Source organism: Sphingomonas sp. PL-96, assembly GCF_020707215.1.
GTDB lineage: Bacteria > Pseudomonadota > Alphaproteobacteria > Sphingomonadales > Sphingomonadaceae > Sphingomonas.
The window spans coordinates 186,276-202,148 of the sequence record NZ_JAJFET010000002.1; the positions used below are offsets into that span (position 1 = coordinate 186,276).

Annotated in this window: 18 protein-coding genes; 9 read left to right on the plus strand and 9 right to left on the minus strand. The window is 66.0% G+C overall.

Annotated elements, in window-relative coordinates; all coding sequences use genetic code 11:
- The first annotated feature begins 14 nt into the window (after positions 1-14).
- Positions 15-647: a 7-carboxy-7-deazaguanine synthase gene (queE, locus tag LK533_RS06340; RefSeq protein ID WP_229361936.1), complete on the plus strand. Its 633-nt coding sequence runs from the start codon at positions 15-17 to the stop codon at positions 645-647.
- A 49-nt stretch (positions 648-696) separates the two neighbouring features.
- On the opposite strand, the gene LK533_RS06345 is transcribed toward queE, so the two are convergent.
- From LK533_RS06345 to lipB, 3 genes are all read right to left on the minus strand, one after another.
- Positions 697-1,374, minus strand: coding sequence for a hypothetical protein (locus LK533_RS06345; RefSeq protein ID WP_229361937.1), 678 nt, complete (start codon positions 1,372-1,374; stop codon positions 697-699).
- A 258-nt stretch (positions 1,375-1,632) separates the two neighbouring features.
- The gene (locus LK533_RS06350) at positions 1,633-1,905 is read right to left on the minus strand and encodes a hypothetical protein (protein WP_229361938.1); all 273 of its coding nucleotides are present in this window, start codon (positions 1,903-1,905) and stop codon (positions 1,633-1,635) included.
- Between the two features lie 66 nt (positions 1,906-1,971).
- Complete coding sequence (lipB, locus tag LK533_RS06355) at positions 1,972-2,673, minus strand: lipoyl(octanoyl) transferase LipB (protein ID WP_229361939.1); 702 nt, start codon at positions 2,671-2,673, stop codon at positions 1,972-1,974.
- A gap of 36 nt (positions 2,674-2,709) precedes the next feature.
- On the opposite strand from lipB, the gene LK533_RS06360 reads away from it, so the two are divergent.
- Both LK533_RS06360 and LK533_RS06365 read left to right on the plus strand, forming a co-directional pair.
- Positions 2,710-3,570, plus strand: a complete 861-nt coding sequence (locus LK533_RS06360; RefSeq protein WP_229361940.1) for a hypothetical protein — start codon at positions 2,710-2,712, stop codon at positions 3,568-3,570.
- On the plus strand, positions 3,567-4,295 hold the full coding sequence (locus LK533_RS06365; RefSeq protein WP_229361941.1) for a hypothetical protein: 729 nt from the start codon (positions 3,567-3,569) through the stop codon (positions 4,293-4,295). The genes LK533_RS06360 and LK533_RS06365 overlap by 4 nt, the downstream gene beginning before the upstream one ends.
- On the opposite strand, the gene LK533_RS06370 is transcribed toward LK533_RS06365, so the two are convergent.
- From LK533_RS06370 to LK533_RS06380, 3 genes are read right to left on the minus strand one after another with little or no spacing between them, the layout of a single operon-like run.
- Positions 4,271-4,861 (minus strand): GNAT family N-acetyltransferase, encoded by a 591-nt coding sequence (locus LK533_RS06370; protein WP_229361942.1) that lies wholly within the window; start codon positions 4,859-4,861, stop codon positions 4,271-4,273. The two genes, LK533_RS06365 and LK533_RS06370, sit on opposite strands and share 25 nt — an antisense overlap.
- Before the next feature lie 4 nt (positions 4,862-4,865).
- The gene (gene hemF / locus LK533_RS06375) at positions 4,866-5,708 is read right to left on the minus strand and encodes an oxygen-dependent coproporphyrinogen oxidase (protein WP_229361943.1); all 843 of its coding nucleotides are present in this window, start codon (positions 5,706-5,708) and stop codon (positions 4,866-4,868) included.
- 41 nt (positions 5,709-5,749) lie between these two features.
- Positions 5,750-6,205, minus strand: a complete 456-nt coding sequence (locus LK533_RS06380; RefSeq protein WP_229361944.1) for a tRNA (cytidine(34)-2'-O)-methyltransferase — start codon at positions 6,203-6,205, stop codon at positions 5,750-5,752.
- Positions 6,206-6,431: 226 nt separating this feature from the next.
- Here LK533_RS06380 and petA point away from each other — a divergent pair, with 226 nt between their 5' ends.
- The 4 genes from petA to LK533_RS06400 are packed head-to-tail and all read left to right on the plus strand — an operon-like array spanning position 6,432 to position 9,755.
- Positions 6,432-7,013, plus strand: coding sequence for a ubiquinol-cytochrome c reductase iron-sulfur subunit (gene petA, locus LK533_RS06385; RefSeq protein WP_229361945.1), 582 nt, complete (start codon positions 6,432-6,434; stop codon positions 7,011-7,013).
- Between the two features lie 13 nt (positions 7,014-7,026).
- Complete coding sequence (locus LK533_RS06390; protein ID WP_229361946.1) at positions 7,027-8,331, plus strand: cytochrome b; 1,305 nt, start codon at positions 7,027-7,029, stop codon at positions 8,329-8,331.
- A gap of 12 nt (positions 8,332-8,343) precedes the next feature.
- On the plus strand, positions 8,344-9,210 hold the full coding sequence (locus LK533_RS06395) for a cytochrome c1 (RefSeq protein ID WP_229361947.1): 867 nt from the start codon (positions 8,344-8,346) through the stop codon (positions 9,208-9,210).
- Positions 9,207-9,755 (plus strand): adenine phosphoribosyltransferase, encoded by a 549-nt coding sequence (locus LK533_RS06400; protein ID WP_229361948.1) that lies wholly within the window; start codon positions 9,207-9,209, stop codon positions 9,753-9,755. The genes LK533_RS06395 and LK533_RS06400 overlap by 4 nt, the downstream gene beginning before the upstream one ends.
- On the opposite strand, the gene LK533_RS06405 is transcribed toward LK533_RS06400, so the two are convergent.
- Positions 9,752-10,660 (minus strand): DMT family transporter, encoded by a 909-nt coding sequence (locus LK533_RS06405; RefSeq protein WP_229361949.1) that lies wholly within the window; start codon positions 10,658-10,660, stop codon positions 9,752-9,754. The genes LK533_RS06400 and LK533_RS06405 overlap by 4 nt on opposite strands.
- Before the next feature lie 442 nt (positions 10,661-11,102).
- Between LK533_RS06405 and cas5 the strand changes: the two genes are divergently transcribed.
- Positions 11,103-11,687 carry a CRISPR-associated protein Cas5 gene (cas5, locus tag LK533_RS06410; protein WP_229361950.1) on the plus strand — a complete coding sequence of 195 codons (585 nt, stop codon included), beginning with the start codon at positions 11,103-11,105 and terminating at the stop codon, positions 11,685-11,687.
- Between the two features lie 9 nt (positions 11,688-11,696).
- On the opposite strand, the gene LK533_RS06415 is transcribed toward cas5, so the two are convergent.
- Together LK533_RS06415 and LK533_RS06420 are read right to left on the minus strand one after the other, a co-directional pair.
- A complete protein-coding gene (locus LK533_RS06415; RefSeq protein ID WP_229361951.1) occupies positions 11,697-12,719 on the minus strand; it encodes an NAD-dependent epimerase in 1,023 nt (340 codons plus the stop codon).
- Complete coding sequence (locus tag LK533_RS06420) at positions 12,719-14,080, minus strand: UDP-glucose dehydrogenase family protein (RefSeq protein ID WP_229361952.1); 1,362 nt, start codon at positions 14,078-14,080, stop codon at positions 12,719-12,721. Before LK533_RS06420 ends, LK533_RS06415 begins: the two co-directional genes overlap by 1 nt.
- Positions 14,081-14,490: 410 nt before the next feature.
- Here LK533_RS06420 and LK533_RS06425 point away from each other — a divergent pair, with 410 nt between their 5' ends.
- Positions 14,491-15,873 carry a GGDEF domain-containing phosphodiesterase gene (locus LK533_RS06425; RefSeq protein WP_229361953.1) on the plus strand — a complete coding sequence of 461 codons (1,383 nt, stop codon included), beginning with the start codon at positions 14,491-14,493 and terminating at the stop codon, positions 15,871-15,873.

Sequence of the window (15,873 nt, forward strand, 5' to 3'; positions counted from 1 at the left end):
GGGACGCGCCTGCGATGAGCTACGCCGTCAAGGAGATGTTCCTGACGCTGCAGGGGGAGGGCGTGCACGCCGGCCGCCGCGCGGTGTTCGTGCGTTTCGCCGGCTGCAACCTGTGGAGCGGGCGTGAGATTGATCGTGCGACCGCCGTCTGCCGCTTCTGTGACACGGATTTCGTCGGCACCGATGGCGAGGGCGGGGGCAAGTTCGCCGATGCCAGTGCGCTGGTGGCAGCGGTGGAGGGCTTCTGGGGCACTGGCACCGAGCGTCGCTTCGTCGTGCTGACCGGCGGCGAGCCCATGCTCCAGATCGACGATGCGCTGGTGGAGGCGCTGCACGCGGCGGGCTTTACCATCGCGATCGAGAGCAACGGGACCATCGCGGCGCATCCGGGCATCGACTGGGTGTGCATCAGCCCTAAGGCCGGCAGCACCGTGGTGCAGCAGCGCGGGGATGAACTGAAGCTGGTCTGGCCCCAGGCCGGGCTGGACCTGGATACGATCGAACGCTGGGACTTCGCGAATTTCCTGGCGCAGCCGCTCGACGACCGCCAAGCCGACGCCAATCGCGAGATGTGCGTGGATCTGGTGCTCGCCCGGCCGAAATGGCGGCTGTCGCTCCAGACCCACAAGCTGTTGGGGCTGCGCTGAGGCGCAGGTCTCCCGGCTTGGGCTGCACCGCGGTGCAGCCCGAACGGCATCAGCCGATCAGCGGATAGGCGCCGCAACGCTTGGCCAGCCACTCGCCCTTCTTCCAGCACTTGGGCCGGGTGAGCGGTTCGACATTGCTGAGCGGGCGCTGGTAGAAGCCGCCGGGGAACTGCTGCTCGCTGGCGGGGCGCAGGCTGTTGCGCAGCTTGCGCATGCGCTGCTCCGCGAGGGCGCCGAACTGGCCCTTGGGCGTGAACACCGCTTCCTGGCCGATCTCGCCCGCCGCCTGGCAGAAGTTGATCTGCGCCGACACGGTCGAGAAGCTGGAATAGACGCGGGTGCCGAACTGGTCGAGCGCGGTCTGCCCTTCCTTCTTGGTCTTGGCGTTGCGCTCAAAATATTTCGCCAGCACGTCGTAGCTGCGCTTGAGCTCGACCGAATGGGTGTCGAGCAGGTCGTTGTAGTTGTTGAGCGTCAGCAGCGTCGGTTCGAACTGGCACTGGAGCGCGGCGACGTTGAGGCCGGCGCGCAGGTTCCAGGCGAGTGCCGCGCGCAGCTCCTCCCCGGTGGCACCAGGCAGCGCCTGGACGACGATGCCGGGCTCCGCGCCGGTCACCGCCGGGCCGGAGAGGTCAGGCGATTTGAAGAAAAACTGGGCCGACGCAGGGGCGGCATAGGTCGCGACCGCAAGGGCGGCACCGGCGATCAGGGTTCGCACTGACTTCATGGGATCCTCTCAAACGCCGATGCGGCGCCACGCTGAGGGGGTTACGGGGTTTTGACGTTTCTCGCCAAGACCTTTTTTCCCGATGTCGGCATCGTTCCGTCGGAACGCAGTCGATTGGAATCCCTGTGATTCTCCGGCCTGTGCGTGCTGCACCGCGGCAGGCGTCGGGCCGTGCGAGACGGCGCGCACGTACCGGTAAAAGCAAAGGCCGCCCGGTCGCCCGGACGGCCCTCGCCACTCAGACGTCGAAACGTCTGATTACATCGCGTTGGTGGTCGCGGTGTCGTTCGACAGCGTGGTGTCGTTCGCGAGCGTGGTGTCGTTCGCGAGCATCGCGTCGTTGCCCATCGCGCCGTCAACGGCGGTCATGTTGTCGGTCATCGTGCCGTCCATCGACGTGTCGGTCGAGTTCAGGTCGGTGACGATGGTGTTGTCGTTGGTCGTCTCGGTCGAATCGCCGCAAGCTGCGACCATCAGCGCCGCGCCGGCGACCATCGAGCTGGTAACGATCTTGGAAATGATTGCGCGCATGTAGAGCTCCCTAAACTAGTGGTTTGGCGGCTTATCTGCCGTTTAATACCCAACCGGGGATGGACATTAGTCGGTTCCCGAGCGCCCCTCAAGCGGGTTTTCACTGGATGCGGTGAGTGACGTCAGCAAAGTCGGAAATTCGAGGAGAAGTGCGGCGTCGAAACTCTCCTGCCGGGCGTCCCGACCGAGCTGTTCTAGACTGGTGACTGGGAATTCGGGAAGGCCGCAGGGAACGATTCCACCGAAGTGGGTCAGGTCCGGCGAAAGGTTCACGGAGAAGCCGTGAAACGTCACCCAGCGGCGCACGCGGACGCCGATGGCGCCGATCTTCGCCTCCTGTCCGCCGTCGCGGGTCCAGATGCCGATCCGCTCGGGCACCGCAAACGCTTCCACCTCCAGCCGGGCGAGCGCGCGGATCACCCATTGCTCCACGCCATGGACGAAGCGGCGCACGTCGCGCCCGCGCTGCGCCAGGTTCAGCATCAGATAGCCGACGCGCTGCCCAGGGCCGTGATAGGTGTAGCGCCCGCCGCGTCCGGCCGGAAACACCGGGAAGCGCGGGTCGAGCAGCTCGGCAGGATCCGCGCTGGTGCCGGCGGTGTAGAGGGGCGGGTGCTCGACCAGCCAGACGAGCTCGGACGCCTGTCCGTCGGCGATCACGGCGGCGCGCGCCTCCATCGCGGCAAGCGCTTGCGGATAGTCGGTCAGACCGGGCTCGATGCGCCATTCCGGGGCGGCGGGCGCGGGGGAGGGATCGGGGCTAAGCATTGGCAACGCCCGGTAGCATGGGTACAGCGACGCGTCATGCAGGCAGTGGGCAATGCGGCGCCGATGGTCGCCACGGTCGAAATGGAGCGGGTGTGGGACCGCACCGCTGCGTTTATCCGCGGCCATGCGGTCGCACTGTTCGCGCTTGGCGGCCTGGCGCTGTTCGCGCCGACGGTTGCACTGGCCATCGCCGAAGCGGCTGTTGACGGCGCCGACGGGGCGACGCGCGGTCTTCTGTCGGTGGTGCAGATCGCCGGTTCGCTGCTGATGCTGTGGGCGGAGCTTGCCGTGGTCGCGCTGGCGATCCTGCCCGGTGCGTTGGGTCCGGCGATGCGCCAGGCGGGGCTGCGCCTGGCGGTGGTGATCGGCTTCGCGCTGTTGCTGACCCTCGCCTTGCTGCTGCTGGGGGTGCCCGTGATCGGGATCCTGGCGGGCTATGGTTTTGACTTCACGGCGGCCGCCGTCGGCGAGGAGGTGATGCCCTCCGCCGCCGCGGCTGCCTGGATCGCGCTCTATGGCCTGGTTCTGCTGCCGCTGCTGCTGTGGGTCGGGGCGCGGCTCAGCCTGCTGGCACCGGTCGTGCTGGCGGAGCGGCGCGGACTCCGCGCCTTTGCGCGCTCCTTTGCGCTCACCCGCGGTCTCGCCGCCCGGATCATCGGCGTGCTGCTGCTGTACGGCGTCGTCAGGCTGGTGCTGACAAGCGCGGTGCGGTTCGCGGCCGGCACCGTGTTCGCGATCGCGTTCGGCAGCGACGATGGGCTGGGCATCGCGTCGATCCTGACGCGGGTGTCGACGGGCTTGGTGGAAACCGCGCTGGCGGTGCTGCTGTGGGCCTTTACCGGCAAGCTTTACCTCGAAGCATGCCAACGACAGGACGGAACGGCGGCGCATCGATGAAGCTGGATTTGGGCGCCGTGGTCAGCGGCGCGTGGAGCTTGTGGCGGCGTGACCGCGCCGTGCTCGTGCCGATTGCCGGGATCTTCCTGATGCTGCCGACGATGGCCGCGACGATCTGGATGGCGGCGCCCGCGCCCGGCGATCCGGGTGCGCCTGCCGACCTGGCGACCATGGTGGAGACGATGCAGCGCTATGTCTCGGCCAACCTCCCCTGGTTGTTGCTGCAGACGCTGCTGGGCCTGTTCGGCACCGGCGCGATCCTGGCGCTGTACCTCGATCCTGCGCATCCGACCGTGGCGGGCGCGATGGGCAGCGCACTGCGGCGGTTTCCGGCGTTGCTGCTTGCGCAAATCGGCATTCAGTTCGCCGTGGTGCTGGGCCTGCTGGCGTTTGCACTGCCGGGTCTCTACGCGATCGGCCGCAGCTTCCTGATCCCCGCAGCGATTCTTGCGGAGCCGCGGCGCGGCGCGATGGATGCGATCGCGCGCGGTATCCAGCTGACGGCGGGCAACGGCTTCGCCCTGCTGGGGCTGCAAGCCATCTTCTACTTTGTCGGGCAGCTGCTGGTGATGCTGGGCACAGGTTTCCTGACGGCGGGCGCGAGCAACCCTGTGCCGGTCACCATCGGCGTCCTAATGGTCGGGTTGGCGAACGGCGGCATGGCGCTCGCCTATGCGCTGCTGCGCGTCACCGCCTATCGTCAGGCGACCGGCAGCCGCGGATAGTGCGGCGCGGCGTCGGGCGAGAGGATGCCCAATGTGCGCGGGTCGGCGAAGGTCTCAACCGTCCGCTTGAACGGCACAAAGCCGCTCGCTCGATAGAAGCCGAGCGCGCGCGGGTGGTCGAGCGTGCAGGTATGCACCCACATGCGTTCGACGCCCTTGCGCCAGCCCAGCGTCAGCGCCTGCGCCATCAGCCAGCGGCCGAGCCCACGTCCGACCAGTTCGGGCACCAGCGCGAAATAGGACAATTCGCATTCGCCGGGACGGCGGTGGTCCAGCTCCAGCATCCCCACCTCAATGCCGTGGCGATCGACAGCGGCATAGACGGAGATGCCGGGATCATGGACGATTGCGCGCAGCCGATCGTCGTCCATCACCAGCCGCGAGAACCACAGCCAGGGCTCGCCCACGCGCCGGAACAGCGCGCGGTAGTTCCCCAGGTCCGGCTGCGGCCAGTGGACGAGTCGCAGCGGCGCGTCGGGCAGCGGCCGCAGCGGCGGCCGGCTGCGCATCTCGAGCGAGGTGACGATCGTCGCGACCTCGTCGGCGCGGACCGGGATCAGCCCCATCGCCTCAGCTCCAGCTCGCCATCGGCGGCAGGCTCATCAGGATCGCGTCGATGTTGCCGCCGGTCTTCAGGCCGAACAGCGTGCCGCGATCGCACACCAGGTTGAACTCGGCATAGCGCCCGCGCCATTCCAACTGGCGCCGCGTGTCGGCCTCCTCGAACGGCTGGTGCATGCGCCGGCGGACCAGCGGCGGATAGGCGGCCAGAAACGCTTCGCCCACGTCGCGGGTGAAGGCGAAGTTCGCGTCGAAATCCCCCTCCAGATGGTCGAAGAAGATGCCGCCGACGCCACGATGGACGTTGCGGTGGGGGATGAAGAAATAGTCGTCGGCCCATTGCTTGAAGCGCGGGTAATAGGCCGGGTCATGGGCATCGCACGCTGCTGCCAGCGTCGCGTGAAAGGCGGCGGTGTCCTCCGCATAGGGGATCGGCGGGTTGAGGTCGGCGCCGCCGCCGAACCAGCGCTTGGTGGTGACCAGGAAGCGGGTGTTCATGTGCACGGCCGGCACGTGCGGATTGGCCATGTGCGCAACCAGGCTGATGCCCGTCGCGAAAAAAGCCGGGTTCTCGCCCGCGCCGTGGATCGACTGGGCAAAGCCGCCCTCCAGCGTTCCCGCGACCGTCGAGACGTTGACGCCGACCTTCTCGAACACGCGGCCCTTCATCAGCCCGCGGACGCCGCCGCCGCCGTGACCGCCGGCCGAATCGACCCGGTCCCACGGGCTGTAGTCGAACACTGCGCTCGACCCGGCCTCGCGCTCGATCGCCTCGAACTCGGCACAGATGCGGTCGCGCAAGCTCTCGAACCAGGTTCGCGCGGCAAGCTGTTGGGGGTCGAGGGGTTCCATGGGAACCGCTTAGCTTCGCGGGGCTTGCGAAGTCGAGAGTGTCAGGCGCCGGTCGGCCAGCCATGGGTCTGGCGCAGAGCTTCGCCCAGCACCAGCGCGGCCGAGACGGCGACGTTGAGCGAGCGCATGGCCGGGCGCATCGGGATGGCGACCGCCAGGTCCGCCGCAGCACGGACTTCGGCCGGCACGCCCGATCCCTCGGAGCCGAGCAGCAGCGTGTCGCCGGGTTCGAATCGCGCCTGCGGCAGGGGAACGGCGCCGCGGGTGGTGAGCAACACCAGCCGGCCGGGAAGCGCAGCGTGGAACGCCTCCCAGTCGACGTGGCGTACCACGGACGCCTGCGCGGCATAGTCCATGCCGGCCCGCGCCAGCGCCCGATCGCTCCACGGAAAGCCCATCGGCTCGATCAGGTCGACGCCCACGCCCATGCAGGCGCCGAGCCGAAGCACCGTGCCGACGTTTCCTGCGATGTCGGGCTGAAACATTGCAATTCGCACTGCACGGCTTTGCCCTGCCTCAAACTCTTGCGCAACAAAGCCGTGTAGGGGCGGCACGCAGGCAGTAGCTTGGGGGCAGTTGGCAAAGTCACACCCCCACGTCTATCACGTTGCGCAGGCGCCGGAGTTCAAGGCCACTTGACGCAGCCGAATAGATGGCAAGGCTGCCTGTAATTCTCTGAGGCGCGTTCGCGCCGAATGGTTTGGGTGCAGGGGCAAATAGCGCATGGCGACAATAGACGAGGTTCCCCCCGGCGGAGCGACCGGCTCGCACGAAGATGTCATCGAGAATCCCCGCCGACGCGATTATCTATCCATTGGCGCAGTGGCATTTGCAGGGGTGGGCGTGGGTGTGATCGCCTTGCCGCTCATCAACCAGATGAGCCCTTCGGCCGACGTGCTGGCGCAGTCGACGACCGAGCTGGACCTTTCGGCGATCGAGCCGGGGCAGGCGATCAAGGCGTCGTTCCGCAAGCAGCCGCTGTTTGTCCGCAACCTTACCCCGCAGGAGATCGAGGCCGCCAACAAGGTGCCGCTGTCGGACCTGCGCGACCCGCAGTCGCTTGCTGAGCGGACCAAGGAGGGCAAGGCCAACTGGCTGGTGACGCTGGGCGTGTGCACCCACCTGGGCTGCGTGCCGCTGGGCGCCGGCGAGGGCGAGAACAAGGGGCCGTTCGGCGGCTATTTCTGCCCGTGCCATGGCTCGGCCTATGACACGGCCGGCCGCATCCGGCAGGGGCCGGCACCGCTGAACCTGGCGGTTCCCGACTATTCGTTCACGTCCGACACCACGATCCTGGTCGGCTGAGGAGAGACACGCGATGAGCTTTCCCTGGGCCCAGCATTATGCGCCAAAGCACCCGCTGATGCAGTGGGTGGACAGCCGCCTGCCGCTGCCGCGCTTCGTCTACAACGCGATCGGCGGCGGCTATCCCGTGCCGCGCAACCTCAACTATTTCTGGAACTTCGGCATCATGGCGGGCGCCGCCCTGATGATCCAGATCGTGACCGGCATCGTTCTCGCCATGCATTACGCGGCCAACGGCCAGGTCGCGTTCGATTCGGTTGAATCGATCATGCGCGACGTGAACGCCGGCTGGTTCCTGCGCTATGCGCATGCGAACGGCGCGTCGATGTTCCTGGCGGTGGTCTACATCCACATCTTCCGCGGGCTCTATTACGGCTCGTACAAGGCGCCGCGCGAGATGGTGTGGCTGTTGGGCGTCGTCATCTTCCTGCTGCTGATGGCGACCGCCTTCATGGGCTATGTGCTCCCCTGGGGTCAGATGAGCTTCTGGGGCGCGCAGGTCATCACCGGCTTCTTCTCGGCAATCCCCGGGATCGGCGAGACGATCCGCATCTGGCTGCTGGGCGGCTATGCGCCGGACAACGCGGCGCTCAACCGCTTCTTCTCGCTCCACTATCTGCTGCCGTTCGTGATCCTTGGGGTCATCATCCTCCACATCTGGGCGCTACACATCCCGGGCTCGGGCAACCCGACCGGCGTGGAGGTGAAGGCCGAGCAGGACACGGTGCCGTTCCACCCCTATTACACCGCCAAGGACGGCTTCGGCCTGGGCGTGTTCCTGATCATCTTTGCCGCGCTGCTGTTCTTTGCGCCCAATTACCTGGGCCATGCCGACAACTATATCCCGGCAAACCCGCTCTCGACCCCTGCGCACATCGTGCCCGAATGGTATTTCTGGCCCTTCTACGCGATCCTGCGCGCCTTCACCGTGGACTTCATCATCCCGGCGAAGCTGTGGGGCGTGCTGGCGATGTTCGGCTCGATCCTGCTGCTGTTCTTCCTGCCGTGGCTCGACCGTTCGCCCGTGCGTTCGGCGAACTTCCGCCCCATGTACCGCACGCTGTTCTGGGTGCTGGTGGCGGACGTGCTGGTGCTCGGCTTCTGCGGCGGTGCGCCGGCGGAACCGGCCTACATCATCGCCAGCCAGATCGCGGCGGCCTATTACTTCCTCCACTTCCTCGTGCTGGTGCCGATCGTCTCCGCCCTGGAGCGTCCGCGCCCGCTGCCCAACTCGATCACCGAGGCTGTGCTGGAAGGGAAGAGCGGGGCCCGCATGCGCCAAACTGCCGTGACCGGTTCGCCGGCGGCCGCCGAATAAGGGGCTTCGACCATGATCTCTTCCCTTTTCCGGGTGGCGTTGCGCAACCTGAACATCCTGGTCGGACTGGCCTTCGCAGGCGTGCTGATGCTGGCGCTCGTCACCACCATCTATGGCCTGGTGACGGAGCCGGCGGCGCCGACTGCCGAGCATGAATTCCACCGCGAGCACAAGCCGCTCAAACTGGCATCGGACGGTCCCTTTGGCCGCTTCGACCAGCAGCAACTGCAGCGCGGCTTCCAGGTCTACAAGGAAGTGTGCGCCGCCTGTCACTCGCTCCGCCTGGTCGCGTTCCGCAACCTGGAGGACCTTGGCTATAACGAGGCTGAGGTGAAGGCGATCGCCACCCAATGGGCGATCCAGCAGCCGAGCATCAATCCGGAAACGGGTGAGCCCGCGACCCGCGCCAACATCGCGTCGGACCGCTTCCCGCTCTCGTTCCCGAACGACATCGCGGCCCGTGCGGCGAACAACAACGCGATCCCGCCGGACCTGTCGCTGATCACCAAGGCACGTGAGGGTGGGGCGGCGTATATCTACTCGCTGCTGACCGGCTATCAGAACCAGCCCGCCGAGCTGGTGCACAAGTTCCCGGGCGCCAAGACGCCGGAGGGGCTGCACTACAACCCCTATTTCCCGAACCTCAACATCGCGATGCCGCCGCCGCTCACCAGCAACGACCAGGTGACCTATCAGGACGGTACGCGCGCAACGATCGACCAGATGGCCAAGGACGTGTCGGCGTTCCTGGTCTGGACGGCCGAGCCGAACCTGCAGACGCGGCATCAGGCCGGACTGGCGACGATCCTGTTCTTGCTGATCTTCTCGCTGCTGACCTATGGCGCGTATCGCAATATCTGGCGAGGCGTGAAGCATTGAACGAACCCACCGGCGCCGCCGAGTTCCTCCGGCGGCGCATCCGGACTATCCCGGACTTCCCGAAGCCCGGGATCCAGTTCCGGGACATCACAACCCTGCTGCTCGATGCCGAGGGGCTTCGCCTCGCCGTCGAGCAGATGGTCGCGGCGGTCGAGGGGCCGATCGACCTGGTGGCGGGGATCGAGGCGCGCGGCTTCGTCTTTGCGCCCGCGGTCGCACTGGCACTGGGGGCAGGAGTGCTGCTGATCCGCAAGGACGGCAAGCTGCCCGGCGCCACCATCGCCGAAGATTATGCGCTGGAGTATGGCACCGATCGCATCACCATCCATGCCGACGCGTGCGCGCCGGGGGCACGGGTACTGCTGGTCGATGACCTGATCGCGACCGGCGGAACCGCGCGGGCAGCGGTACGCCTGCTGCGCAAGGCCGGCGCCACCGTCACCCAGGCAGCCTTTGTGATCGACCTGCCCGACCTGGGCGGCGCGGACGCGCTGCGCGAAGATGGCATCGCCGTTCGCAGCCTGGTGGCGTACGCGGGCGACTAGGCATCCTCCAGCGCACTGGCGGCGGCAAGCTTCTGCCGCCCCAGCCGGTGCTCGCGCCAGACGATGAACAGCCCGCTGGCGATGATGATCGGCGCACCCGCCCAGGTCATCGCGCTCGGCAGGACGCCGAACAGCGCCCAGCCATACAGCGTCGCCCACACCAGGCCGGAGTAATCCATCGGCACCACCACCGACACCGGGGCGTGGCGCAGCGCCGCAGTCAGCGCGATCTGGCCCATGCCTCCGACCAGTCCGATGCCGACCAGGATCGCCCAGGTGGCCGGATCATGGGGCGCGAGATGGAAGGCGTAGGCAGCGCCTAGCGGCGGGATCGACAGGAGCGAGAACCAGAAGACCGTCGTTCCGCTGTTCTCGGTACGGCCGAGCTGCCGCAGCAGGATCGCCACGATCGCGACGAACAGCGCCGCGAGCAGACCTACTGCGGCGCCAAAGCCGGACACCGCATGACCCGCGCCCGGCTGCGCCACCACCAGCACGCCCGCAAAGCCGACGAGCACGGCACCCCAGCGCTGCCAGCCGGTCGGCTCGCGCAGGACGAGCGCCCCCAGGAGGGTGGCAAAGATCGGCACGGTGAACTGGAACGCGGTCGCTTCCGCCAAGGGCAGCAGCAGCACCGAGCCGAAGGTGAACACCATGCCCATCAGGCCCACGGCAGACCGGCCCAAGTGCGCCCGGAACCGCGTCGTTCGCAGTGTCGCGAGGCCTGGACCAACCGCGACGAAGGCGACCACCACCGGCAGCGCGCAAAACTGCCGCCAGAACATGGTCTCGATCAACGTGGCCCCGCGCGTTTCGGCGAGCTTCACCAGTGCCGACATGGTCGAGAGAAAGAAGATCGCGAGCAGCCGCAGGCCGACGCCTTTGAGGATCGTGTCGCCGGGCATGCGCGCGGCTGTACGGGGAGGTGCTGCGCTGCACAAGCGACGCAAGCCGGCACGCCGGTGCCCGCGCGATCAGACGCCCGCCTGCGACGATCACGATCGCGTTCGCGTCCTTTCAGCGGGTACTGCGGTTGTTGAGCAGACCAACTGAAGTTTGAACGTGACGACGAGCGGAAGCCGAATTTCGAACATTGCTTTCCAGGACATGTTGCACTCCATGCACATGGTTAGAACCCACCCCGGAGGTGTTCTTCTTTTGATCTAAAATGAACTCCGGTTCGGAGACAGTGTCGTGCAATTGCCGCTTGTGCACCTTGAGCATCATCCAACCCGGAGCACGATCTGCTTGACGGCGTCTTTCCCCGAGCAAGTTCAACCGATCTGGTTGCTGATGTGAACGAGCCGGCCTGTACAAGCACGCGCAAGCTGATCGAAAGCTCTGCCTATGGACCTTTTGAATTCTTCGAGCAGGCAGTTCAGGCTGCTCGTTTCCGGTGCCTTAGCCTGCTTTCCGCGTCCGGAGTTTTCCGACTCGTTTGTCACCTACGACATCATCACGCCGATCGCCGCCCTTGGGCTGATTGAAGGAATACATTGGAAGCCCGCAATCCGGTGGCGCATCCACACCATTCACCTGCTCGCGCCGCCGCAAATGACGGACCTGCAAGTGCCGCGCGGGGCGGTGCGGGCCATTGCGGAGCCGCGATGGGCGCTGGACTTCAATTTCGAGCTCACCTCGCGCACGGGACCGCGCGACAGCGTGGAGGCGCATGAGGCGATGTTTATCCGCAAGGCGCGGCGCATGCCATCGCGGCAAGGCTTTCTGGGGCTGTCCGACTTTCCCGCGGCAATGCGGCTGGTGCCTACAGTTGTCCCGCTCATCCGGACTGTCGCGGTACCTGACGTGGACTTCGGTTGGCTGCCGTTCGAGCGGGTACCTCAGGACACACGCCGCTTCCGCTACTTCCGCGCGCGTTCCCGCGCGGGGGAAGTGGTGCTTCCGACCGCGGGCGAAAACGTGTTCAGCTGACGCGCTGGCCTATGCCTGGGCGGCCTGGACGCGCCACTCGCGGAACCAGTCGACGAACGCGGACACGCCGCGATCGATGGGCGTGTCCGGCGTGTAGCCGGTGAGTGCCTGCAACAGGCTGGGGTCCGCATAGGTGCGGGGCACGTCGCCGGCCTGCATCTCCATCATGTTGAGCCGGGCGGTGCGGCCAGTCGCCGCCTCGATCGTGCGGATGAAGTCCATCAACGGCGTCGGCTGGCCGCCGCCGATGTTGACGGTGCGGAACGGCGCCTGATGAGACAGCGTGTCGACGACCGTGTCGCCGGTGACGCGATTGTCCTCGTGCGGCGGCACCGCGGCGAGGCGGATCACCGCCTCCACCAGATCGTCGATATAGGTGAAGTCGCGCGCCATCTGGCCATGGCCGTACACGTCGATCGGCCGGTCGTTCAGGATCGCGTCGCTGAACTTGAACAGCGCCATGTCCGGGCGGCCCCACGGGCCATAGACGGTGAAGAAACGGAACATGGTGCTCGGCACGCCGAACAGATGCGCATAGCTGTGCGCCATCGCTTCCATGCCCTTCTTGGTCGCTGCATAGAGGCTGAGCGGCTCGTCGGCGCGATGCGTCTCGCTGAACGGCACGGTCGGATTCGCGCCATAGATCGAGGACGTCGACGCCATCAGCAGATGCTGCGGCTGGAGCGCGCGGGCGAGTTCCAGCACCGCCCAGGAGCCGGTGAGGTTGCTGTCGACATAGGTCTCCGGCGCCTCGATCGAGTAGCGCACCCCCGCCTGGGCGGCGAGGTGGATAATCACCTCCGGCTCCGCAATCTCGGCCGCCTGGTAGAGCGCCGAGCGGTCTTCCAGCATCCCCTCGACCATGCGGAACCGATCCGACTGCGCCAGGATCGCGTTGCGCGCCTGCTTCAGCCGGACATCATAGTAGCGCGTCATCCCGTCGAAGCCGGTGACGCTATGCCCCTCTGCCAGCAGGCGACGCGCGAGATGGAACCCGATGAACCCGGCGGTGCCGGTGATCAGGAACCGCATCAGTCGGCCATCGCCTCTGCCGGCGCCGCCTGGCTGGCCGACGCGGGCTTCGCATGACCCGGGCGCCCGACGCCGCAATAGGTGAACCCTGCCGCTTCGACCGCTTTGGGGCGATAGATGTTGCGCAGGTCTACCAGCACCGGCTGCGCCATGATGCGGTCGAGCCGCTTGAGATCAAGCGCGCGGAATGCATCCCATTCGGTCGCGATCACCACGGCGCAGGCGCCCTCCGCCGCCGCGTAAGCCGAGTCGGTGTAGGTGATATTCGGCATCAGCGCCCGCGCCGCCTCCATGCCCTCGGGATCATAGGCGCGCACGGTGGCGCCCGCGTCCTCGAGCACCTGCACGATCGCGAGCGCAGGCGAATCGCGCATGTCGTCGGTGTTCGGCTTGAAGGTGAGGCCCAGCAGCGCGATCGACTTGCCGCGGACGTCGCCGCCCAGTGCCGCGATCACCTTGCGTGCCATCGCCCGCTTGCGGGTGTCGTTGACCGCGACCGTGGTCTCGATCAGCCGGATCGGTGCCTCATAATCCTGCGCCGTCTTGACCAGTGCCAGCGTGTCCTTGGGGAAGCAGGAGCCGCCATAGCCGGGCCCTGCGTGCAGGAACTTCGAGCCGATGCGGTTGTCGAGACCGATGCCGCGCGACACATCCTTCACGTCGGCACCGACCTTTTCGCAAAGGTCCGCGATCTCGTTGATGAAGGTGATCTTCATCGCAAGGAATGCATTGGCGGCATATTTGATCAGCTCGCTCGTGCGCCGGGCGGTGAACAGCACCGGCGAGCGGTTGAGGAACAGCGGGCGGTAGACCTCTTCCATCGGCGCGCGCGCACGCTCGTCCTCGATGCCCACGACGATGCGGTCGGGGCGCTTGAAATCCTCGATCGCCGCACCCTCGCGCAGGAACTCGGGGTTGGAGGCAACCGCGAACTCGGCGGTCGGGTTCACCTCGGCAATGATGCGCTCGACCTCGTCACCGGTTCCGACCGGAACCGTGGACTTGGTCACGACCACGGTGAAGCCCTGGATTGCGGCGCCAATCTCGCGCGCGGCGGCATAGACATAGGAGAGATCTGCATGGCCATCGCCGCGGCGCGACGGCGTGCCGACGCCGATGAAGACCACGTCCGCCTCCGCAACGGGGCCGGCCAGTTCGGTGGTGAACGACAGGCGGCCGGCCGCGACGTTGCGCGCCACCAGATCGTCCAGCCCAGGCTCGTAGATGGGGATGCCGCCAGCGCGAAGCTTGGCGATCTTGCCCTCGTCCTTGTCGACGCACACCACGTCGTGACCGAAGTCGGCGAAGCAGGCTCCCGATACCAGCCCGACATATCCCGATCCGATCATCACAATGCGCATCGCGTGCTCTTCCTTACTGCCACAGGCTGCTCCGGTCGCGCCGGTCCCTGTCAATCAACCCAGCACATATGGAGGAACGCCACTGCTGGGAAGGCGGGATTAGCTCGGATGCTGCCGGAACGAGCGAAGAGCCTCCCATGATGCGCTGGCTGCAATCAACAAACAGAAAAAGGCCGCCCGGGGATACCGAGCGGCCTTTTCGATCAACAGCCGCAAGCGGCCTACTTAGTTAGAAAGGGCGAATGTCGCTGCCGTAGCTCTTCCGGAAGAAAGCGAAGATTTCGAACAACATAGTAGGCTCCTCTGCTGGTCCGTGGGTGTATTAACACCAAATTAACCCTAACGCAAGCTTAACCAGTCGGCGGGGCGCTATTAACCGGACTTTCAGGCCTGAATGCCAAGGAAGGCACATGACGCGCCCGCCCTTGCCACCAGCCTTGTTTTTGGGCCCTCCCAAGGCGTTGAGTGGCGCCTCGGGCGTTGAGCCGCGGAAGACGCCGGCAAGAGCGGCTGCGGCCATAAGGCGCGGCGCATCGAATCAGATCGCCATGCCGGAGACACTCCGTGTGCAGCTCCTGGCGGAAGTCGAAAATTTCAGGACTTTACGCCGGCATCTTGGCGTCGCACGCGCAGAGACTGCCGCGGGCGAAATCATGGCTCGATGCGCAGTGACAATCCCCGATGCCCGGGTGCGCGCGATGTCCAATCGGCTCGTGTTGCTGGAATTTGAAGCAGGCGGGCTGGAGGACGCGGAGGTGTCGGCTTGCAGACTGCAGGACGGCTTTGCGCACCCGTTCGACTTCGACGGTGAACTTCATCAGGTGCATCTCCGGATCGGCGGCGCAGCAGGACGCAATTGCGACAAAGATGAGGTGCGGCTGTATGAGGGCGCCGAGAGGGCGCTTGCAGAAGCACGGGAGCAAGGACGCGACGTAGTGCGCGATGTCGCGCAGGGCGATCCTGGGATTGACCCCGTCGAACTCATACATGAACTGCCCCGTGCAATCCGGGCGGGAGAGATTTTTCTCCAGTATCAGCCCAAGGTGCATGTTCGTCAGCAGCAGGTGGCCAGTGCCGAGGCGCTGGTGCGCTGGCGCCATCCCACCCGCGGGCTGGTCTTGCCGGGCGAATTCATCCAGGCTGCTGAGCAGAGCCGCGCAATCTGCGACCTGACACTCTGGACGCTGGGGCGGGTGCTTGAGGATCAGCGGGCGTTGGCCCGCTCAGGTCACGACATTCCGATCTTTGTAAATATATCAGGAGTGCTGCTGGCCGATGCGGCATTCGTCGAAAAGGCTTGTCAGATCCTGGGCGACGAAGGCGCAAAGCTAGGTTTCGAAATCACCGAAACGGCCGTCATCCGTGACCCACAAAGTGCCATCCAACACTTGCAGCGCTTTGCCAGCATCGGTGTTGCGATCGCGATCGACGACTATGGTGCGGGTCTGTCTTCCCTTGCCTATCTGAAACAACTGCCTGCCCGCGAGCTCAAGATCGACAAGCTGTTCGTCACGCAGCTTACCAGCAGCAATCGTGACCCATTGATCGTACGATCAACCATCGATCTCGCTCATGCGCTCGACATGGAAGTTACGGCCGAAGGGGTCGAGACGCCAGCCGCAATGGCGTTGTTGAGCGTGATGGGTTGCGACATGATCCAGGGTTACCTTATTAGCCGTCCTGTCGAGATCGACGCCTTCCGTCTGTTTCTTGAAGAGGAGGCGCATCTCCAGGCACTGAACGGTCCGAGGTTCTCCTTCCTCAGGTCCGATCGCCTGTGGAAGAGTGCGTGA

Coding starts and splice junctions, on each gene's coding strand:
- queE (WP_229361936.1), top strand. CDS start 15: ATGAGCTACGCCGTCAAGGAGATGTTCCTGACGCTGCAGGGGGAGGGC.
- LK533_RS06345 (WP_229361937.1), bottom strand. CDS start 1,374: ATGAAGTCAGTGCGAACCCTGATCGCCGGTGCCGCCCTTGCGGTCGCG.
- LK533_RS06350 (WP_229361938.1), bottom strand. CDS start 1,905: ATGCGCGCAATCATTTCCAAGATCGTTACCAGCTCGATGGTCGCCGGC.
- lipB (WP_229361939.1), bottom strand. CDS start 2,673: ATGCTTAGCCCCGATCCCTCCCCCGCGCCCGCCGCCCCGGAATGGCGC.
- LK533_RS06360 (WP_229361940.1), top strand. CDS start 2,710: ATGCAGGCAGTGGGCAATGCGGCGCCGATGGTCGCCACGGTCGAAATG.
- LK533_RS06365 (WP_229361941.1), top strand. CDS start 3,567: ATGAAGCTGGATTTGGGCGCCGTGGTCAGCGGCGCGTGGAGCTTGTGG.
- LK533_RS06370 (WP_229361942.1), bottom strand. CDS start 4,861: ATGGGGCTGATCCCGGTCCGCGCCGACGAGGTCGCGACGATCGTCACC.
- hemF (WP_229361943.1), bottom strand. CDS start 5,708: ATGGAACCCCTCGACCCCCAACAGCTTGCCGCGCGAACCTGGTTCGAG.
- petA (WP_229361945.1), top strand. CDS start 6,432: ATGGCGACAATAGACGAGGTTCCCCCCGGCGGAGCGACCGGCTCGCAC.
- LK533_RS06390 (WP_229361946.1), top strand. CDS start 7,027: ATGAGCTTTCCCTGGGCCCAGCATTATGCGCCAAAGCACCCGCTGATG.
- LK533_RS06395 (WP_229361947.1), top strand. CDS start 8,344: ATGATCTCTTCCCTTTTCCGGGTGGCGTTGCGCAACCTGAACATCCTG.
- LK533_RS06405 (WP_229361949.1), bottom strand. CDS start 10,660: ATGCCCGGCGACACGATCCTCAAAGGCGTCGGCCTGCGGCTGCTCGCG.
- cas5 (WP_229361950.1), top strand. CDS start 11,103: ATGGACCTTTTGAATTCTTCGAGCAGGCAGTTCAGGCTGCTCGTTTCC.
- LK533_RS06415 (WP_229361951.1), bottom strand. CDS start 12,719: ATGCGGTTCCTGATCACCGGCACCGCCGGGTTCATCGGGTTCCATCTC.
- LK533_RS06420 (WP_229361952.1), bottom strand. CDS start 14,080: ATGCGCATTGTGATGATCGGATCGGGATATGTCGGGCTGGTATCGGGA.
- LK533_RS06425 (WP_229361953.1), top strand. CDS start 14,491: ATGACGCGCCCGCCCTTGCCACCAGCCTTGTTTTTGGGCCCTCCCAAG.